The organism is Epilithonimonas hungarica (assembly GCF_900102265.1).
Lineage (GTDB): Bacteria > Bacteroidota > Bacteroidia > Flavobacteriales > Weeksellaceae > Epilithonimonas > Epilithonimonas hungarica.
Map to the genome: position 1 here is coordinate 246,223 of NZ_FNBH01000003.1, position 18,914 is coordinate 265,136.

The window sequence follows — 18,914 nt, forward strand, 5'->3', positions numbered from 1 at the left end:
GCACAAAAAATTGATTTTAAAACTGATGAAAGTCGCAAAGTTTTTTATCTTCGATAAAAAAACACACAATGGATGAAAATGAATTGGCAAAAATTGTCGTTGATTTAGGATTTAAAATTTACAAAAAACTCGGTGCAGGTTTATTTGAAAGCGTATATGAAGAATGTCTTTTCCACGACATCAAAAAAATTGGATTAAAAGTTGAAAAACAGAAATCATTATCAATAATCTATGATGATTTGGTTATTGAGAATGCTTTTAAAATTGATTTATTAGTAGAAAATAAATTAATCTTAGAAATAAAAACTGTTGATTATCTGAATGATGTGCATAAAGCACAAATTCTAACTTATCTCAAAATGACGAATTGTAAATTAGGATTATTAATGAATTTCAGAACAGATTATTATAAAAACGGAATAAAAAGAGTTGTAAATAACATATAAAACTTATCGAAGATAAATCTTTGCGACTTTTAAAAATAATACAATAAAGAACTTTTGCGCCTTTGCGATAAAAGAATATGAAGTATTTCTTAGAAATAAAACAAGCAACAATTGGCTATTCAAACCCATTGGTTTCGGAGATTGATTCGTCTTTGGAATTAGGCGAAGTTTGCCTGTTAATGGGAAACAACGGAATTGGAAAAACGACTTTAATCAAATCTATTCTTGGACAAAACAAGCTTTTGAAAGGCGAAATTTCTATCAATGGAAAGTCCATTCAAAAACTTGATCCAAACGAAATAGCGTCTCAGATTGCCATTGTTTTTTCAAAAGCTGAAATTCCGGATAATTATACTGTCATTGATTTAATTTCGCTCGGAAAATACATTCATTATCCTTATTATTTTAAGTTAAATGAAATTGATAAACAGGAAATTACTGAAATCATCAACAACCTCAATCTATCAGAATATCAAAACAAAAAATTAAGCGAGTTATCAGACGGAAATCTCCAAAAAGCCTTTATTGGAAGAGCATTGGCCCAGAATTCACCTTTTATTATTTTGGATGAACCGACAACACATCTAGATGAAGAAAACAAATTAATGATTTTATCACTTCTCAGAAATCTAGCAAAATCTGAAAACAAGTTGATTCTTTTCTCTTCCCACGATTGGCGACTGGCAAAAGAATTTTCCGATAAAATCTGGTGGATAAGAGGCCAAAAACTCGTCAGTGGAATTTCTGAAGAAGTGATTCTTAACAATTCTGAATTGATAACGCCGAAAATTTTAGATTTTAATAAAACTTTTCATTCTCCGGAAATTGATGCACCGAAATTAGAGAAAGAAATGATGTTTTCTTTTTTACAAAAAAACTTCTCTCAGGATTTGCGAAAATTTAAATTGACGTTTAAAAATGAATTTTGGGAACTGAATTCGGAGAATTTTCATGATAATTGTCATAGTTTTCAAGAAATTAAACAGTCTCTGCAAACATTGATTAAAACAAGTATTTCCTACTAAATAGATTTTCATTAATTTTATTTAATAAGATTTGCATAATAATTAATTATCTGTAAATCAACACTTTAAATAACTTAATATCAAAATACTATGCATGCATAGTATTTTTTTTATATTTGTATAAAGCACTTCAATATGCCAGTTATGGAAAAGAAAAATTCAGAAAAAGTCGAAAGTATTGACTTGATGTTAAAGTCGGCTTGGTTAGCGGTCTCGAAAATGTATTCGGATCAGGCATCTCTGTATAACTCAACTGCAGTTCAAGCACTTACATTACTTAAAATTGACCCGAAAGAAGGAACGAGAAGTACAAACCTTGGTCCCAAAATGGCTATAGAACCTACTTCCCTTACAAGAATCATCAAACTTCTTGAAGACAATGGTTATATCTACAAAGAAAAAACCACAACTGATAAGCGGGAAGTCATTATCAAATTAACTGATAAAGGTATCAATTCCAGAAACTTATCAAAAGAAGTAGTTCTTAATTTCAATAAAAAAGTTTTGGAAAGAATTGCTCCTGAGAAATTTGAAGTTTTCAAAGAAGTGATGACAGACATTCTGAAAATAGCAAACGAACTTAATCATAAAAAATAATTCTAATAATGAACAGAAAAATAAAACACGTTACAGTCCTCGGCTCCGGCGTGATGGGTTCCGGAATTGCCTGTCATTTGGCTGGTAACGGGATTCAGGTTTTGATGTTGGATATGCCTCCGAAAGAGTTGTCCGAAAAAGACAAAGCGACGGGCGTAAATCCAGAAAGTAAAAAATTCAGAAACAGCGTGGCTCAAGGCCATCTTGATACCGCTCTGAAAAGCAATCCTTCGCCCATCTACGATAAATCTTTCGCTTCCAGAATCACCGTTGGAAACTTCGAAGATGATTTGGAGAAAATCAAAAATTCGGATTGGGTGATTGAAGTGATTGTTGAGAGATTGGACATCAAACAATCGATGTTCGAGAAAGTTGATAAGCTTCGCAAACCGGGAACTTTGATAACTTCTAACACATCAGGAATTCCGATTCATCTGATGTCAGAAGGAAGGTCAGAAGATTTCCAGAAGCATTTTTGTGGAACTCACTTCTTTAATCCACCAAGATATTTGAAATTATTTGAAGTAATTCCAGGTCCGAAAACGGATAAATCTGTGATTGATTTCTTTATGTCTTACGGCGAAAAATTCCTTGGAAAAACAACCGTACTTTGTAAAGATACTCCAGGCTTTATAGGAAATAGAATCGGTGTTTATTCGATGGCGAAAATTATGGAGCTGACTGAGGAAATCGGTTTGACTATTGAAGAAGCAGATTCTTTGACAGGTGATTTGCTTAATCGTCCAAAAACCGGAACTTTCAAATTGGGAGATTTGGTTGGTTTGGACACAGCTTTCAATGTAACAAAAGGACTTCAGGCGAATCTTAAAAATGATGAAATGGTTCAGGCGCTTAAAGATTCCAAAACTTTGAATCATTTAATTGAAAATAAATTCCTTGGCGATAAAGCTAAAAAAGGATTCTATTATAAAGAAAAAGATGCTGGCGGAAATGTCAACCGTTTTGTTCTTAATTATGAAACGCTTGGTTATGAACCGACGAAACAACCAAAACTTCCAATCGTAAAGGCGGCGAAAGAAGCCGGAAGTTTGAAAAATCGTTTGCCAATTTTGTTGAAAGACCAAACCAAAGCCGGCGAATTGATTCGAAAACATTATGCTTCACTTTTCGCTTATGTTTCTCAGCGAGTTCCTGAAATTACCGATGTTTTCTATTCTATCGATGATGCGATGAAAACCGGTTATGCCTGGAAATATGGACCATTCGAAAACTGGGATTTCTTAGGAATTCAAAAAGGAATCGATTTGGTAGAAAGCGAAGGTTATAAAGTGGCTGATTGGGTTAAGGAAATGCTGGCTTCCGGAAACGAATCTTTCTACAAATTGGAAAACGGAAAGCAGTTATTCTACAATCAAAATACAAAAACTTACGAACCAATTCCAGGTTTGGATGCGTTCATTATTCTTGATAATATCAGAAAAGAAAAAACCATCTGGTCGAATTCAGAATCTGCGTTAATTGATTTAGGTGACGGCATTTTGAACTTCGAATTCCGTTCAAAAATGAATTCTCTTGGAGGAGGCGTTTTGGAAGGCATTAATAAATCGATTGACATTGCTGAGAAAGATTACAGAGGTTTGGTGGTTGGAAATCAGGCTGATAATTTCTCTGTTGGAGCCAACTTAGCAATGGTAATGATGATGGCTGTTGAGCAGGATTGGTACGAACTGAATATGGCCATTAACTTGTTCCAACAAACATCAATGAAACTAAGATATTCATCAATTCCAGTTATTGCGGCACCTTTCGGAATGACGCTTGGTGGCGGTTGTGAATTTTCGATGCATTCAGATAAAATTGTTGCAGCTGCAGAAACTTATATCGGTTTGGTGGAAGTTGGTGTTGGTTTGATTCCAGGCGGTGGCGGAACGAAAGAGTTCGCTTTAAGAGCTTTGAAAGGTGCACTTCCAGACGATGTTAAAACAAATCATTTGCGAAATTACTTTATGAACATTGCGACGGCAAAAGTGGCAACTTCTGCTCACGAAGCTAAGCAAATGGGAATTTTGACCGACAAAGATATCATCGTCGTCAACAAAGACCGCCAGATTGCGGAAGCAAAACGTCAGGCGATTGTTTTGGACGAATTAGGCTACACACCACCAGTTCCTGAGAAAATTAAAGTTTTAGGAAAAGAATCAATGGGAATGTTCTATGTTGGGACAGACCAAATGGTTGCCGGCGGTTACGCCTCAGAACACGACAGATTGATTGCCAACAAAATCGGTTACGTAATGACCGGCGGAAATCTCTCCGAACCGACTGAAGTTTCCGAACAATATCTTTTAGACCTCGAAAGAGAAGCATTCCTTTCACTTTGCGGCGAGAGAAAAACGCTTGAAAGAATTCAGACGATGTTGACAACTGGAAAACCACTCAGAAACTAGATAAGAGATTTTAAGACCGGAGACAAGAGGCTGATAAAAAACAATTAGAATATGCACAATATTAGAAAATTAAAAATCTGGAATGATTCTATTGATTTAGTAATTGAAGTTTATAAGGCTTTAGCGACTATGCCGATTGAAGAAAAATATGGTTTGTCTTCTCAAATCAAAAGATGTGCAGTTTCTATTCCTTCGAATATTGCAGAAGGTGCTGGACGAGAAAGAGAAAAAGAATTTTATCATTTTTTAAATATCGCTTATGGTTCTTCGTACGAACTTCAAACCCAACTTATTATCTGTGAAAGATTAAATTTCATATCCATAGAAGTAAATGAATCACTGCTAAATAAGTTGGATGAAATTCAAAAAATGCTTTTTGTCTTCAAAGAAAATCTCAAGAAAAACATTAATATTTAAATCTGACAAGAGTCTCAAATCTCTTGTCTAAATATCTCTAAATCTATGAACGAAGCATATATAGTAACAGGATACAGAACAGCAGTTGGTAAAGCGCCGAAAGGTTCTTTGCGTTTTACCCGACCAGATGATATGGCGGCAACTGTGATACAACATCTGATGAAAGATGTTCCAAATCTTGACCCGGCCCGCATCGACGATTTGATTGTCGGTTGTGCAATGCCGGAAGCAGAGCAAGGACTAAATGTCGCAAGACTGATTTCACTAATGGGATTGGATACGGACAAAGTGCCGGGTGTGACAGTCAACAGATATTGCGCATCAGGCTCAGAAGCGATTGCGATTGCGGCAGCTAAAATCAAAGCTGGAATGGCGGAATGCATCATTGCTGGTGGTGCAGAAAGTATGTCTTATATCCCGATGGGCGGTTACAAACCGATTCCTGATACGGATTTGGCCAAGAAACATCCCGATTATTATTGGGGAATGGGATTGACTGCGGAAGCGGTTGCCAACGAATTCAAAGTGAGTCGTGAGGAGCAGGACCAATTTGCTTACAACTCGCACCAGAAAGCGATGAAAGCCATCAAGGAAGGAAAATTTGAAAATCAGATTGTTCCGATTGATGTCGCATATAATTTCCTTGATGAAAAGGAAAAAATCCAGACCAAAGAATACGCCTTCAAACAAGATGAAGGTCCAAGAGCTGATACTTCGGTGGAAGCTTTGGCAAAACTTCGTCCGGTTTTCGCGGCCAATGGTTCTGTAACAGCTGGTAACTCTTCTCAAACTTCTGACGGTGCTGCTTTCACAATGGTAATGTCCGAAAGAATGGTAAAAGAATTGAACTTGACTCCGGTTGCGAGACTTCTCTCCTATTCGACTGTCGGCGTTCCGCCAAGAATTATGGGAATCGGACCAATGTTCGCCATTCCAAAAGCGTTGGAACAAGCTGGACTTAAACAATCTGATATTGATTTGTTTGAATTGAATGAAGCCTTCGCCTCTCAATCAGTGACGATTTTAAGAGAATTGGACATCAATCCAGACATCGTCAACGTAAACGGAGGCGCCATCGCTCTTGGACATCCACTTGGTTGTACAGGAACTAAATTAACTGTTCAGCTTCTTGACGAAATGAAACGCAGAAACAGCAAATATGGTGTTGTGACAATGTGCGTAGGAACTGGTCAGGGCGCAGCGAGTGTATTTGAACTACTTTAATAATTATAGATTTTAAATTATAAATTTTAGATGAGATGAGCTTCAAAGAAGATAATTTGATTCAACATAAAACATTTGAATTTGCATTAAGTATAATTAAATTTTATGCGATTTGTAAATCTCAGAATGAATTTATTCTTTCAAAGCAGATTCTTCGTTGTGGAGCTTCGATTGGTGCAAATGTAGAAGAAGCAATTGCTGCTCAATCTAAAAAAGATTTTATTTCAAAACTTTCTATTGCAAACAAAGAGGCAAGAGAAACAAGATATTGGTTAAAGCTTTATCAGTCATCAAATCTTGTAGAGATTGAGGTTGATTCTTATTTAAAGGAAATCGAAAGCATCATTAATATTCTAACTAAAATCATCAAAACTTCATCTGAAAATTTATAACAGCGAATCTTACATTTAAAATTTATAATCTAAAATTTAAAATCACAATAATATGTCAACAGATACAAAAACATTAGACGGCGGCGAATTCCTAGTAAGGGATATTACTGCTCAGGAAATTTTCAGCATCGAGGAATTGTCCGAAGAACAAAAGATGCTTCGGGATTCTGCAAAGGAATTCATCGATAAAGAAGTGGTTCCGAATAAGGAAAGATTCGAGAAAAAAGATTACGCTTATACGGAAGAAGTAATGCGTAAAATCGGTGAAATGGGATTCCTGGGAATTGCTGTTCCGGAAGCTTACGGCGGTTTGGGAATGGGATTCGTGACCACAATGCTGGCTTGCGATTACCTTTCCGGTTCTACAGGTTCATTGGCAACGGCTTATGGCGCGCATACGGGAATTGGAACTTTACCAATCCTACTTTACGGAAGCGAATATCTAAAAAACAAATATCTTCCGGACCTAGCGGCTGGAACCAAATTCGGCGCTTATTGTTTGACTGAGCCAGATGCAGGTTCTGATGCCAACAGCGGAAAAACAAGAGCCAAACTTTCCGAAGACGGCAAACATTATATCATCAACGGACAGAAAATGTGGATTTCCAACGCAGGTTTTGCAGATACTTTCACTTTATTCGCCAAGATTGACGATGACAAAAACATCACCGGATTTGTCATCAACCGTTCAGAATTAGAAAATCCTGAGAGTATGACTTTCGGAGAGGAAGAACATAAATTGGGAATCCGTGCGTCTTCTACACGTCAGGTTTTCTTCAATGATATGAAAGTTCCGGTGGAGAATCTTTTGGGTGAAAGAAACAACGGTTTCAAAATCGCTCTTAATGCCTTGAACGTTGGCCGAATCAAATTGGCGGCGGCGTGTCTGGATGCACAAAGAAGAATCCTAAACCATTCATTGACTTATTCTACAGAGAGAAAACAGTTTGGCGTTTCTATCAACACTTTCGGCGCAATTCGCAAGAAGTTGGCGGAGATGGCGACTGGCGCTTTCGTGAGTGAGGCTGGTTCTTACCGTGGTGCAAAAGATGTCGAAAACAAAATCGAGAAATTGGTTGCTGGCGGAATGAATCACGAAGAAGCGGAACTGAAAGGCGTAGAGGAATTCGCTGTAGAATGTTCTATCCTGAAAGTTTTCGTTTCAGATTTAGCGCAGCATTCAGCGGATGAAGGGATTCAAATTTTTGGTGGAATGGGCTTCTCAGAAGACACACCAATGGAATCCGCGTGGAGAGATTCAAGGATTTCCAGAATCTACGAAGGAACCAACGAAATCAACAGACTTTTGGCCGTTGGAATGCTCATCAAGCGTACAATGCAAGGGAAAATCGACCTTTTGACGCCTGCAAAAAATGTAGGAAAAGAATTGATGGGAATTCCGTCTTTCGACATTCCGGATTATTCAGAATATATGTCTGAGGAAAAAGAGGTCATCAAAAATCTGAAGAAAGTATTCCTGATGGTTTCCGGTTCTGCCCTTCAAAAATATATGATGGACATCGAGAAACAACAGCACCTTCTCCTGAACGCTTCCGAAATCCTGAACCAAATCTATATGGCAGAATCTGCCATCCTGAGAGCGGAGAAACATTTCGATACAGATTCTGTAGAAGCAGCAATGGCAAGACTGAATCTTTACAAAGCCGTTGACATCATCGCAACCAACGCCAAAGAAGGCATCGTTTCTTTCTCCGAAGGCGACGAGCAAAGAATGATGCTAGCCGGACTAAGACGTTTTACAAAATACGTGAACACGCCAAATCCAATTGCCTTGGCCGAAAAGATTGCCGCTCATTTTATTGGGAAAGGTTCTTATTAATAATCAATTTAATTATACGCAAAACCCGCCTCAGAAAATCTCTGAGGCGGGTTTTATTTATGTGACCGTCACCTTCGAGCGATACAGAGTGCCACCCCCGCCCGAGTGTGCCGTTCCATTATTTTTTATTGGCTTATAAAATAATGATTTTCTCCAATGCTACTGTTCCTATAGACAAAATGCCTCTCATTTTATTGAGAAAGAGTATTACTGAAATCAATTTAAATATACCAAATATTGCTTTAGAAATTTCTAAATTGACATTTAATAAACTAAACCTTGCCATCTTAAGTGATAAGGTTTAATTATTAATATGAAAAATAAAATTAGTTTTCTCCGGCGTTAATTGGATTTCCTGTTTTGTATCCGTAATTGAAAATGGTGATTTTATCTTTTGAAATCAACAGCTTTAGCCAGCCATAAGAAGCAAATTCTGTATTGCCCCCAATGTTGAAGCCTATGTAAAAAGTTTCATCAAGTTTAACTGTGTTAGCTGCATTATTGGTATTATTGTAATAGTTAATAATAGGAAGTGAACCTGAAAAATATCCCATTCCCGAATTAATACTAATACCTTCAGGAACACTATAAATTGTACCGCCATTGCTTTTGGCAAATCCTAATGGTGGATTGATAAGAACAGACACCAAATATTGCTGAATAGTTCCGTTATTATATAATATTTTGTAATAGGATATAGTATAATTGTAATCTGTATCATTGATTCTCAATGTCCCTATATAACTTTGGCTGTTATTGTTAGAAACTGTGATTTCTTTGTTAACATCTACAGTTTGAACCTTGTCACTGAAAACTAATCCTTCTATCTGACTTCTGTCACTACAGCCGATTAGGATTGTTAAGCAAATAGAGAAAAATATTTTATTGATGTAAGTATTCATTTTTAATAGTGTTTTTAGTTTGACATTACCAAAGCCTTCCGGTTCTTGTAAATCTGATTCCAAAATAAGATTTGTCTGCTCTTTCCAGAGTTGATGGATACATTACCGTTCCACCTATGAAATATTTTGGAGAATAATAAAATTCCAGACTTCCTATTTGGTTATACATCCCTTGCAAAGTAAATCCAAGATTTGGTTTGATACCATTTGGATAGAAAGATGGCTTATCAAAGAAGACACCAGCTTTGACATAAAATTCTTCGGGGTCATCTGCCTGATGAAGCATCAGCCCACCTCCATATCGTATTACAGAATAATTATATTCGCCATCCCTCACATCATCTGTAGCTGTGGTAGCACCTGAGCTTTGAGCTGCCGCATCTGCATCATAATGGTAATCTCCAACACGCTTGAAATAGCTAGCTTCTGCATAAAATTTCAATGGAAATTCTTTATTCCAGTTTCCGAGAACCAATGCTGTTCCGCCGTATTCTATACTTGAGCCGCTTACTCCGGCAGCGAATGCGCTGATATTGTAACTCAATTTTGGATTTAGATAAAGTGATACTTTTTTGTTGTTAGCAATTCCGAAAATCAAACCCAAATCAAAACCGGGTCTGAACGGTGCTTCTACATAAGATTTGTTGGCGTGGTAGGAGTTTGTGTTGTTGGAAATCATAGGTATTTGCTCCATATTAAGTCCCAAATATATTTTACCAGAAGTGAAACCTAGGCTCGGTTTATCTTGCAAAAGAGCCATTGCACCTGCCGTAGCTGTGAGGCCAGAGGCATACGCTATATTTTCTTGTTCATCTCTTTTTTTCTGCTCGGCTACTCTTATTTTTCTCTCTGCAGTTTTTTTGGCTTCGAAAGCTTGGTTATATTTGTTTTCAGCGGTAGAACGTTCTATATTAGTGCTTGCATATTGTTTAGCGTTTTGGTAATGGTTCATTGCAGAAGCGTAGTCTTCGCTTCGCATAGCCTGGTCACCTTGTTCTATGTAGGAGTTATATCTTTCCTGCTTTTCTTGGGCAAGGCGTTGTTTTTCTTCTTCCTCCTGTTTTGATGAACCTTGCAATTCTTCCAAAATACTTTCCAGTTTGTGGCAGTCTTTTTTTAAGGCATCAACAGCATAAGACTTTTTTTCATTATCATTGATTGTTTCTCTTGTATTGCAAGGATAATCGCTTCTCAACACATATTTTGCCTTTTTGTCCAAATCTGGAATTTTTTGACAAAGTTCTTCTCTTCTTCTCCAATATTTATCATATTCTTCAACCGAAGAAAGTCCAGAATTTAAATTATTGTTCTGAGGATTTGATGTATTACTTGTATTGGTGTTTTGAGAATTCCCAAAGAGGTTGTTTCCATTTTGGTTATTATTAGAATTTTTACAATTAGCATCACAAACTTTTTGTCCACCACTACAAGTATAAGATGGAATTCCCCAATCATCTTTAGAATTCTCTACATATCTTCTAACGGTAAAAGTAAAACCCGTAATTTGGTTAGGAGGAAAGTCACTAAAAGTTCCATCCATACCATTATTATATTCTCCACCATTTGCTTTTAGGCCGAATCTTCCGGAAAAAAATCTTTCACCATTAGATAAATGTCCCTCTGTACTAAAATGAATATTCTGCGAACCTGTATTTCTAATTTTAAAGCGATATTCATATTTTTTAACAGATGAAGACCAACCGTTAGATTTCATAGAAAACTGTACATTAGGAAAGCAAGACAAAGAAGACCAACTTGACCAATTTGTTTTTCCATAACCTTCTTTTTGTCCAAAAGCAAACGAGCAAAAAAGTAATATCAATAGCAAAATTGTTTTTTTCATAGTTTAAAAATTTAAATTATTTACCATTGCTGCTATTTGGGAGATTCTTTCTCCTCCTTTTTTCAAAACCGCCCAGTACAGTCCGCTACTAAGAGCAATACTGTTTTTTCTTCTGATTTGGTAGGCAAGAATTCTTATTCCAAACTCCAGATTGTATTGGGCATTAAAAATTGTTTTTGCAGGATCATTATCCTTTAGATTTTTATCTTGCTCCCAATTAAAATCACACTGCAAAAAATGATAATTTGGTTTATCCTGATAAGAAAGTTGTAGCAACCCTTCACTATATACTGGTCTTTTTGTTACACTATCAATACCTTGTGTTGTTTCCTGATATCTACAGATCGTTTTCCAATTGCTTTCAAATTTTGCCATTGCACAAATAAGCTCACCCCAGACTATAATCCGCTGTTCTTTTGATAAACTATAATAGTCCTTTCTGAAATCGGAAATATCATCACATTTGGAAAAGGAAGTATCAAATAGTTCTTCAATACTCCTTAAGGTAATTTCCGTCCAGTTTCTGTCAATGCCTTGCCTGTCCCAGGAAAGTGTTACTTTGCCACTATGGTCAATATATTTTCTCAATTCTACTTCCATCACCCTCATTGTATTTTTGCCAATGATACCATCTATTACTAAGCCTTCTTTTTCTTGGAGTTTTTTTAGGGCTTTAAGGGTTTGATTTCCAAATATTCCGTCAATGGTTAAATTAGCAATTCCTTTTTCTGCTAGGATTTGTTGAATCGTTTTCACATCTTCTGATTTATCCCCAAAATGTGGTATTGAATTAATTGTCTTCATCTTATTGTAATTTTTGATTAATGCTCCAAAATTACCTCACCTTCTTATTTATCATTTGATACAAAATCCTAAAAAAATCCTAGGATTTTTCCTAGTCGTCCACGAAAAATTTATTTGTAAATTTGATTGATGATGAAAAATCTACTTATTGTAATGTTCTTGTTTATTGGAATTTGGATTACTTCCCAAATGAAAGCCGATACAATGTTTGTAAATGGTGGTAACTGGATTCCTCTTTTTTCTAAGTCCTCATACTATATTGACAGCAGCAACTCAAAAAATGTTTTTCAGATTAGTCAAATCAATAATAATTTTAGAAAAGTAGACCATCCTTCCAATCTTATTCTGAAAAAGCAGACCAAAACAGTTTGGGTACATGCTTACATAAAAAATACTGGTAACAGAAAAGATTATTGGCTGGGAATATATTCTCAACTGGATATTCTTAATGTATATAGAAAAACAGAACAAGGTATTGTACTTTTAAAAAAATATAATATTTCTTACGCTAATAAGCAGGATATTCCGGATATTCGGTTTCATTATGTTCCCTTCGTACTTAATAAGAGCGAAATTGCAGAAATCTATATGGAGATACGGAATCCACGTTACTATCAAAATATTTATTCGGATTTTACCACACCTGTTGAAAACCTCTTTTGGGAGAATGGATTTTATTGGGAAATAGGTTTTGTCATTGGTGTTACCTTTATAATTGCGGTTTTAAGTTTAGTGGTGGGCATTATTCTGAGGCGGAGATTTTATTTCTTGTATTCTTTATATCTTGTTTTGATTGCTATAATTGTAGTCAGGGAAGAATTTTTTATTAACATTATCAAAGTTCCTTTCTTATACTATTCAATTCTGAAAACCAATTCTCTCTTTTTGCTTGTCATCGCAATGGGGCTGAGTATGAAGATTATGACAGGCTTTCTGGATTTTAGAAAAAACAATGGTGGGCAGTTCAGAATACTCAATACAATTTTTGATTTTTATGTTACATTTGGGATTCTTGCCAGTCTTTGGTTTTATATAGATTACGCCAATACAACCTTTGACAATCCTATCTATAATGGTATCTGGGATATTTCAATTGGGCTCTCTGCTCTGGCGGTTCTGATACAGATAACAATATTAATCTGGCTGGGATTACAAAATAAGAGACCATCGCTAGGTATTCTGGCAGCAGTATTATTCGGCTTGATCAATCCTGTAACTTATTTTTTTAATTATTCCCGAATTTTGACAATATATGAAATTAGCCATCCCAATTACTTTTATTATGTTTTGTTGCTGGAGATTTTTATAATGGGAATTGCCATAGCATACAGCTATCGCAAAATCAAATCACAATATATATCAACTCTGGAAGATAAGCTGAAACTGGAAGAAGAAAACAGCAAAATAAAACAAATGGAGGAAGAAAAAATCAAGCAAAGCATCCTGGAATCTCAAGAGCATCTTCTAAAAAGCCTTTCCAAAGACCTACACGACGATATAGGGCAAAAGCTAAGCATTATTAATTTCTCTGTGGAGAATCTAAGATTTGCAGTGTCCTCTAAAGAATCAATTAACGAGATAAGAAGTTCTATTTTGGAAATATCGGATTCTGTAAGAGACCTTAGTCATTGGCTAAATGACTTCAGTATTGGTAAAAATACCATTGATGAAATAATACTGAATGAGGTGGAACGTATCAGAAAAACAAACATTATAAAAATTAATTTTGAAAAAATAAATAATTCCTCAGAAAACTATGGAACCAGTACAGAAGAAAACATTATATTTTACAGATGTTTTCAGGAGAGTATTAATAACATCCTAAAACATTCTAATGCTTCTCAAATAAATATAATAATAGATTACACAAATATAATATCGATTAGCATTGAAGACAATGGAAATGGTTTTGATGTCAACAACCAATTCGGAAACGGCATCAAGAATATAAAAGAAAGAGCAACTCTCATTGGATTTTCTTGTACAATACAATCTAATCCGGAAAAAGGAACCAAAATCTCAATTTACAAAAATGATAAACCTAGTAATCACTGATGACCATAAAATTCTGAGACAAGGCATTATAAAACTTCTAAAAAACCTCGGCGATTACAATATTCTCGCTGAACTTAATGATGGTGAAGAACTGCTTCGGAATTTCGGGACTCTCAAAGAAAAAACAGACCTCTTTATATTAGACCACTCTCTTCCTAAAAAAAGCGGAATAGAAATCCTCACAGAGCTACAACCTATAATTAACGAAGAAAAATTTCTTATCCTTACACAAAATGATTCTGTAAATATCAAATCCCAATTTTATAAATTGGGCGCCAGAGGCTTCTTATCTAAAACCTGCACAGGAGAAGAACTAAAAGAAGCTATTGAACAAATCATCAACACCGGATATTTCAATCTTCAGGAAAATATTAAAACATTGAGAAAAAATGACCCTGAATTCAGTCCGATTTTCTTCCTTAGTAAAAAAGAACTGGAACTGATAAAATGGATTTGCTGTGAAGAAGAATATACTTATGAACAAATCGCATCCAAAATGAATATCAGTATAAAAACCGTAGACTATTATCGGAATAATCTGTTCGAAAAATTCAATATCAGCTCAAAAACAGGATTGGTTTTATTATCTCATAAACATAAACTTACACCTCCTTTTTTGTAGAAAACGGTAAATGATTTAATACCAAAAATAAGCCTATTTTCTGTCCATCATCAATTGCATTGACAGAAAAATTGCCGCTCATTTTATTGAGAAAGGTTCTTACTAAGAATCAATTTAATTGAAATAAAAACCTCAGAATCTCTGAGGTTTTTTTTATTGTATATAACTATTCTAATGGTTTTATAAGTATAAAAGATTTTTTATTGAACTTGAAAAATGTTCCATTATCCGTTCCTATAAGACTTTTTTCATTTGATTCAATCTTCTCTAATGTCTTTAGCTTCAAATTCCAAACGAAAAATGAAGTTTTATCACGATAAGAAGAATGAAAAATAATGTTCTCGCCTTTTGTTGAAATCGAACTTGCACCTAAAAATCTGATGGACAATCAAAATCAGAAATTGTTAGATTTTCTAAATTTAATTCGTGAAGTTGAAAATCACTATAACCATAAAATATAATTTTATTATTTCCATAATTTGTCATACAATAACAATCTATGAATTTATTGTTAGAAAATTTTGATTTATATCCAAAAATCTGATTTCCGTTAAAATCAAAAACAGAAATCCCATCATTATTTGGTCCTGATTTTCCTAATACACCTTCATCGAAATAAGAAACAATAATTTTATTTTTAGCAATTTTAATTTCCTGAATGCATATTCCAACATAAAATTTGCATAAAACATTTCCAAAAAAATCAATCAAAAAAGCATTTTCTTTTAGTTTTGAGCTATCGTCAACAATTAAAAATTTTTCATTATCAACTATTCTTATCAAGGGAAATCCAAAATTTTGATTTAACGAAATTTTGAAATCATTCCCAATAATATTATTTTGAGAAGTTATTGCAATGAAATTATTAAAACTATCAACAGAAATATTTTTAATATTTTCTTGATTCAAGTCCAGTTCTACAAAGTTTGTTTTCATAAAAGCAATTAAAAATATTTCATAAATAAAAAACTTAAATCTATAATATTCTACCATCAAAAATGATATATCTCGTTCCAGTAATATCTTTTAGAATAATATTATCATTATTAAGCTGAAAAGAATCTTCCCCACACGCTGGTGCGAGCATCTTGCTCGTACCTACACTAAAGAGTAAAAAAATCATATCTTAATACTCAACTCCAGCTTACCACCAAACCCCAATTCAACAATCTTTTGAAGTGTAGAAATCCTTGCTTCTTTCAGATTATTTTCAATTTTAGAAATATAAGATTTGCTTGTTCCAACTTTTTCCGCCAATTCTTCTTGTGTCATTCCTAACTCCAAACGGGTGTCGTGGATGAGCGCACCAATTTTAAAATTGTCGTAACCAGCTTCCAATTCATCACGTTCTTTGGTTCCACGCTTACCAAAATTCTTCTCTTTGAAGTCTTCCAGAGTAGTTAGATTTTTATTTGCTGTCTTCATATTCCTTTTTGATTTTTAATGCCATTTCTATTTCTTTCTTAGGTGTCTTCTGAGTTTTCTTTTGAAAGCTGTTTGCAACAACAATCAGTTTACCTTCGTCAAAAAAACAGAAAATCCTAAAAATATCACTTGCTACTTGCACACGGATTTCGTAAAGTCCATCCGTATTTTCCAGATGTTTAAGATAAGTTTCCGGAACTCTTTGCAAATCTTCTATCAACTCAAAAGTCCAAACAATTTTGGTTTTTACTTTTAAATTTTGTTTGTCGAAGAAATCTTGAAAGTAGCTTTTGAAAAATGTTATTCTTCTGTATTTCATATTTGTGTTTACAATACAAAAATAACAAAGTTTCACTAAAGTGAAACAAAAAGAATAAAATGTTTTAGAATATTAAAACAAAAAATTGAAAATCAAAACAAACTCAACTGAATCCCGTCATTCGGTTTCGGCGGTTTAGCATCACCAAAAACAGTTTTCCCACCAAATCGCCAGGAGTTTTGTCGCTCCTCTTCTATTACTTTTTCAACACTAAAATCCGGCGTGAAATTCTCTTCAGTTTTTACGGCAATCTCGTGTAACTTTTTAATCGCTTGGTTCTTATCCGTGTTCCCCAACTTGGCTTTCTCAATTCCGGTTCGCAAAATAGAAATCGTTTCGTCATAAGTTTTGGTAGGAACAGGAAACGGATGACCGTCTTTTCCCCCGTGCGCAAAAGAAAAACGAGCCGGGTCTGTAAATCGTGATGGCGCACCGTGAATCACTTCACTCACCAAAGCCAGAGACTGCATCGTTCGCGGACCAACACCTTTCAGCATCAGCAGTTCCTCAAAATTCTCAGGCTGATTTTCCCTCGCCAGCCAAAGAATATTTCCGAGCTTTTTCATATCCACATCACTTGCCAAAACCTCGTGATGCGCCGGCAAAATCAACCGTTGGAAATCCTGCATCCACTTCTCAGAATCGGTTTTTGTGATATCAACAATGCCGTTTCTGCTTTGTTCCGCTTGGGCAGAAGTCAGATTAAGAATATTCCCACGATTCACGCCGGAAATCCCTGTGTGAGGCTCATTCACAAAAGAACTGACATTCTCAGAAAGCCAATGATAACGTCTCGCCGTTCCATCAGAATCGTGCATCCCTTGCTGAACAACCGCCCAATTCCCTTGGTCAGACAAAATAAAATTATGCAGATAAAGCTGGTAACCATCTTGAATTGCCGTGTTATCAACCTTCGCAGACAACTTACTGCAACGCACCAACTCATTCCCGTCAAGTCCGGTTGAATCTGCAATTTTCAACAGTTCATTCGGTGCATCTTTGGAGAATTTTCCTTTTCCTCCTGCAATATAGATTCCTAGAGATTTAGAATTCGGATTAATGGCTCGTTTCAAAGCACCCATCACAGAGGTCGTGATGCCGGACGAATGCCAATCCATTCCCATCACTACTCCAAAACTCTGGAACCAAAACGGGTCGGCCAATCGTCGTAGGACTTCATCTTTTCCGTAATCTGCAAGAATCACTTCCACGATGGCGAGCCCAAGTGTGGACATACGCTCATAAAGCCAGGGCGGAACCTGACCGTAATGAAGTGGCAAATCTGCAGTTCCGGAACGTTTCATTTTCTATTTTTGAATGATAAATTTAAGCAAAAAAAAATCTTATTCCTCAAGCCAAAGCCAAGAAATAAGATGATTTTAAGCAAAAATTCTTTATAATCAATCCTCTTTTAGAGAGAAGAAGTATTCTTTTAATTTACCAAGATTGGCTTTGTCGTTACCAATGAAAATCTCGTTCCCGGTCAAGAAAACAGGACGTTTCAGGAACGTATAGTGGTCAAGGAGTAATTCTTTGTAATCTTTTTCCTGCAAGGCTTTTGGATCAATTTCCTGCAACTTTATCTGCGTAGATTTCTTATTGAAAAGTGCTTCATAAGAACCAGAAAGTTTGTACATATCTTCAACTTCTTCCTCAGTGATCGGGTTGGTTTTTATTTCACGCAGTTCCCAATTTCTTGTATCATATTGTCCTAATATTTTTCTACAAGTATCGCAAGTTTTAAGATAAAATACTTTTTTCATTTTGCAAAAGTACGTTTTATCTTCCACATCTTGGCTATGTCGCGGACTTATCTTATATTACGCCCAAAGCAGGTTCTCATCTGCTGTGCTTTAAACACAAAACTTTAACTTTCTTTAAGGATTTGATTTAGGCAACTTTATCTGTCCTCCACTCTCGCTTTGTCACTCTGAGGCTCTCGAAGAGTCCGTTCAGGCCAGGTTGCAGATTCTGCATAAAACCACGATTTGTCTTCTGATCGAAGTTTCTAATCCCATCAAAAACCTTACATTTGATACAAAATTTCAGAAAATGGACAACAAACCTATTACTTTCCAGTTTATTTCCGAACCTACCGATGTCAACTTCGGAGGCAATGTTCATGGTGGAAGCGTGATGAAATGGATAGACCAGGTTGGTTATGCGTGTGCCAGCAATTGGTCATCCAGTTACTGTGTGACAGTTTACGTTGGCGGAATCCGTTTTTACCAACCGATTAAAATTGGAGAAATTGTCAAGTTAGAATCCAAGGTGATTTACACAGGAAGCACAAGTATGCATATTGCCATAGATGTCTATTCCCGAAATATCAAAGAAAAGACCTTCGAAAAGAAAACACATTGCATCATTGTTTTTGTAGCCGTTGACGAAAACGGAAAATCTGTTCAGGTTCCGAAATGGATTCCAACATCAGAACAGGAAATCCAAATGCAGGAATACGCCATAAAACTAATGAACCTCCGTCGGGATATAGAAGACGAGATGAAACCATTTCTATAAAAATGAGATTTGTTATTTAACAATTGATAATTTGAAGAATATCAATTCATAATCGTTATAAATTGAATACATTTT

At 35.4% G+C, this 18,914-nt stretch carries 20 protein-coding genes; 11 read left to right on the forward strand and 9 right to left on the reverse strand.

What is annotated here, in order from left to right; translation table 11 throughout:
* The first annotated feature begins 68 nt into the window (after nucleotides 1-68).
* From BLT30_RS12945 to BLT30_RS12980, 8 genes are all read left to right on the forward strand, one after another.
* Entirely contained in the window at nucleotides 69-446 is a 378-nt protein-coding gene (locus BLT30_RS12945) for a GxxExxY protein (protein ID WP_089873962.1), read from the forward strand.
* Between the two features lie 77 nt (nucleotides 447-523).
* A complete protein-coding gene (locus tag BLT30_RS12950) occupies nucleotides 524-1,471 on the forward strand; it encodes an ABC transporter ATP-binding protein (protein WP_089873963.1) in 948 nt (315 codons plus the stop codon).
* Nucleotides 1,472-1,615: 144 nt separating this feature from the next.
* Entirely contained in the window at nucleotides 1,616-2,068 is a 453-nt protein-coding gene (locus BLT30_RS12955) for a MarR family winged helix-turn-helix transcriptional regulator (RefSeq protein WP_074235605.1), read from the forward strand.
* Between the two features lie 8 nt (nucleotides 2,069-2,076).
* Nucleotides 2,077-4,476: a 3-hydroxyacyl-CoA dehydrogenase/enoyl-CoA hydratase family protein gene (locus tag BLT30_RS12960; protein WP_089873964.1), complete on the forward strand. Its 2,400-nt coding sequence runs from the start codon at nucleotides 2,077-2,079 to the stop codon at nucleotides 4,474-4,476.
* A gap of 51 nt (nucleotides 4,477-4,527) precedes the next feature.
* Nucleotides 4,528-4,893 (forward strand): four helix bundle protein, encoded by a 366-nt coding sequence (locus BLT30_RS12965; protein WP_089873965.1) that lies wholly within the window; start codon nucleotides 4,528-4,530, stop codon nucleotides 4,891-4,893.
* A 45-nt stretch (nucleotides 4,894-4,938) separates the two neighbouring features.
* Entirely contained in the window at nucleotides 4,939-6,117 is a 1,179-nt protein-coding gene (locus BLT30_RS12970; protein WP_089873966.1) for an acetyl-CoA C-acyltransferase, read from the forward strand.
* Between the two features lie 35 nt (nucleotides 6,118-6,152).
* Entirely contained in the window at nucleotides 6,153-6,509 is a 357-nt protein-coding gene (locus tag BLT30_RS12975) for a four helix bundle protein (RefSeq protein ID WP_089873967.1), read from the forward strand.
* A 52-nt stretch (nucleotides 6,510-6,561) separates the two neighbouring features.
* Nucleotides 6,562-8,349: an acyl-CoA dehydrogenase family protein gene (locus BLT30_RS12980; protein WP_089873968.1), complete on the forward strand. Its 1,788-nt coding sequence runs from the start codon at nucleotides 6,562-6,564 to the stop codon at nucleotides 8,347-8,349.
* A 326-nt stretch (nucleotides 8,350-8,675) separates the two neighbouring features.
* Here BLT30_RS12980 and BLT30_RS12985 read toward each other — a convergent pair whose 3' ends face one another.
* The 3 genes from BLT30_RS12985 to BLT30_RS12995 are packed head-to-tail and all read right to left on the reverse strand — an operon-like array spanning nucleotide 8,676 to nucleotide 11,898.
* Nucleotides 8,676-9,251 carry a hypothetical protein gene (locus BLT30_RS12985; RefSeq protein WP_089873969.1) on the reverse strand — a complete coding sequence of 192 codons (576 nt, stop codon included), beginning with the start codon at nucleotides 9,249-9,251 and terminating at the stop codon, nucleotides 8,676-8,678.
* Between the two features lie 25 nt (nucleotides 9,252-9,276).
* Nucleotides 9,277-11,094 (reverse strand): hypothetical protein, encoded by a 1,818-nt coding sequence (locus BLT30_RS12990; protein WP_089873970.1) that lies wholly within the window; start codon nucleotides 11,092-11,094, stop codon nucleotides 9,277-9,279.
* A gap of 3 nt (nucleotides 11,095-11,097) precedes the next feature.
* Complete coding sequence (locus BLT30_RS12995; protein WP_051230379.1) at nucleotides 11,098-11,898, reverse strand: peptidoglycan-binding domain-containing protein; 801 nt, start codon at nucleotides 11,896-11,898, stop codon at nucleotides 11,098-11,100.
* Nucleotides 11,899-12,027: 129 nt separating this feature from the next.
* On the opposite strand from BLT30_RS12995, the gene BLT30_RS13000 reads away from it, so the two are divergent.
* Entirely contained in the window at nucleotides 12,028-13,953 is a 1,926-nt protein-coding gene (locus tag BLT30_RS13000; RefSeq protein ID WP_089873971.1) for a sensor histidine kinase, read from the forward strand.
* Nucleotides 13,931-14,575 (forward strand): response regulator transcription factor, encoded by a 645-nt coding sequence (locus tag BLT30_RS13005; protein WP_089873972.1) that lies wholly within the window; start codon nucleotides 13,931-13,933, stop codon nucleotides 14,573-14,575. Before BLT30_RS13000 ends, BLT30_RS13005 begins: the two co-directional genes overlap by 23 nt.
* 369 nt (nucleotides 14,576-14,944) lie before the next feature.
* Here the strand turns inward: BLT30_RS13005 and BLT30_RS13015 are convergent, their stop codons facing one another.
* From BLT30_RS13015 to BLT30_RS13035, 6 genes are all read right to left on the reverse strand, one after another.
* A complete protein-coding gene (locus BLT30_RS13015; RefSeq protein WP_139166660.1) occupies nucleotides 14,945-15,511 on the reverse strand; it encodes a hypothetical protein in 567 nt (188 codons plus the stop codon).
* Between the two features lie 40 nt (nucleotides 15,512-15,551).
* Complete coding sequence (locus BLT30_RS18205) at nucleotides 15,552-15,698, reverse strand: hypothetical protein (protein WP_175487188.1); 147 nt, start codon at nucleotides 15,696-15,698, stop codon at nucleotides 15,552-15,554.
* Nucleotides 15,695-16,000, reverse strand: a complete 306-nt coding sequence (locus tag BLT30_RS13020) for a helix-turn-helix domain-containing protein (RefSeq protein WP_089873975.1) — start codon at nucleotides 15,998-16,000, stop codon at nucleotides 15,695-15,697. The genes BLT30_RS18205 and BLT30_RS13020 overlap by 4 nt, the downstream gene beginning before the upstream one ends.
* Nucleotides 15,984-16,319 (reverse strand): type II toxin-antitoxin system RelE/ParE family toxin, encoded by a 336-nt coding sequence (locus BLT30_RS13025; protein ID WP_089873976.1) that lies wholly within the window; start codon nucleotides 16,317-16,319, stop codon nucleotides 15,984-15,986. The genes BLT30_RS13020 and BLT30_RS13025 overlap by 17 nt, the downstream gene beginning before the upstream one ends.
* A gap of 92 nt (nucleotides 16,320-16,411) precedes the next feature.
* Nucleotides 16,412-17,623 (reverse strand): DUF763 domain-containing protein, encoded by a 1,212-nt coding sequence (locus tag BLT30_RS13030; RefSeq protein ID WP_089873977.1) that lies wholly within the window; start codon nucleotides 17,621-17,623, stop codon nucleotides 16,412-16,414.
* Between the two features lie 96 nt (nucleotides 17,624-17,719).
* Nucleotides 17,720-18,082: an arsenate reductase family protein gene (locus tag BLT30_RS13035; RefSeq protein ID WP_089873978.1), complete on the reverse strand. Its 363-nt coding sequence runs from the start codon at nucleotides 18,080-18,082 to the stop codon at nucleotides 17,720-17,722.
* A gap of 289 nt (nucleotides 18,083-18,371) precedes the next feature.
* Here BLT30_RS13035 and BLT30_RS13040 point away from each other — a divergent pair, with 289 nt between their 5' ends.
* Nucleotides 18,372-18,839, forward strand: coding sequence for an acyl-CoA thioesterase (locus BLT30_RS13040; RefSeq protein ID WP_089874345.1), 468 nt, complete (start codon nucleotides 18,372-18,374; stop codon nucleotides 18,837-18,839).
* Nucleotides 18,840-18,914: the final 75 nt, after the last annotated feature.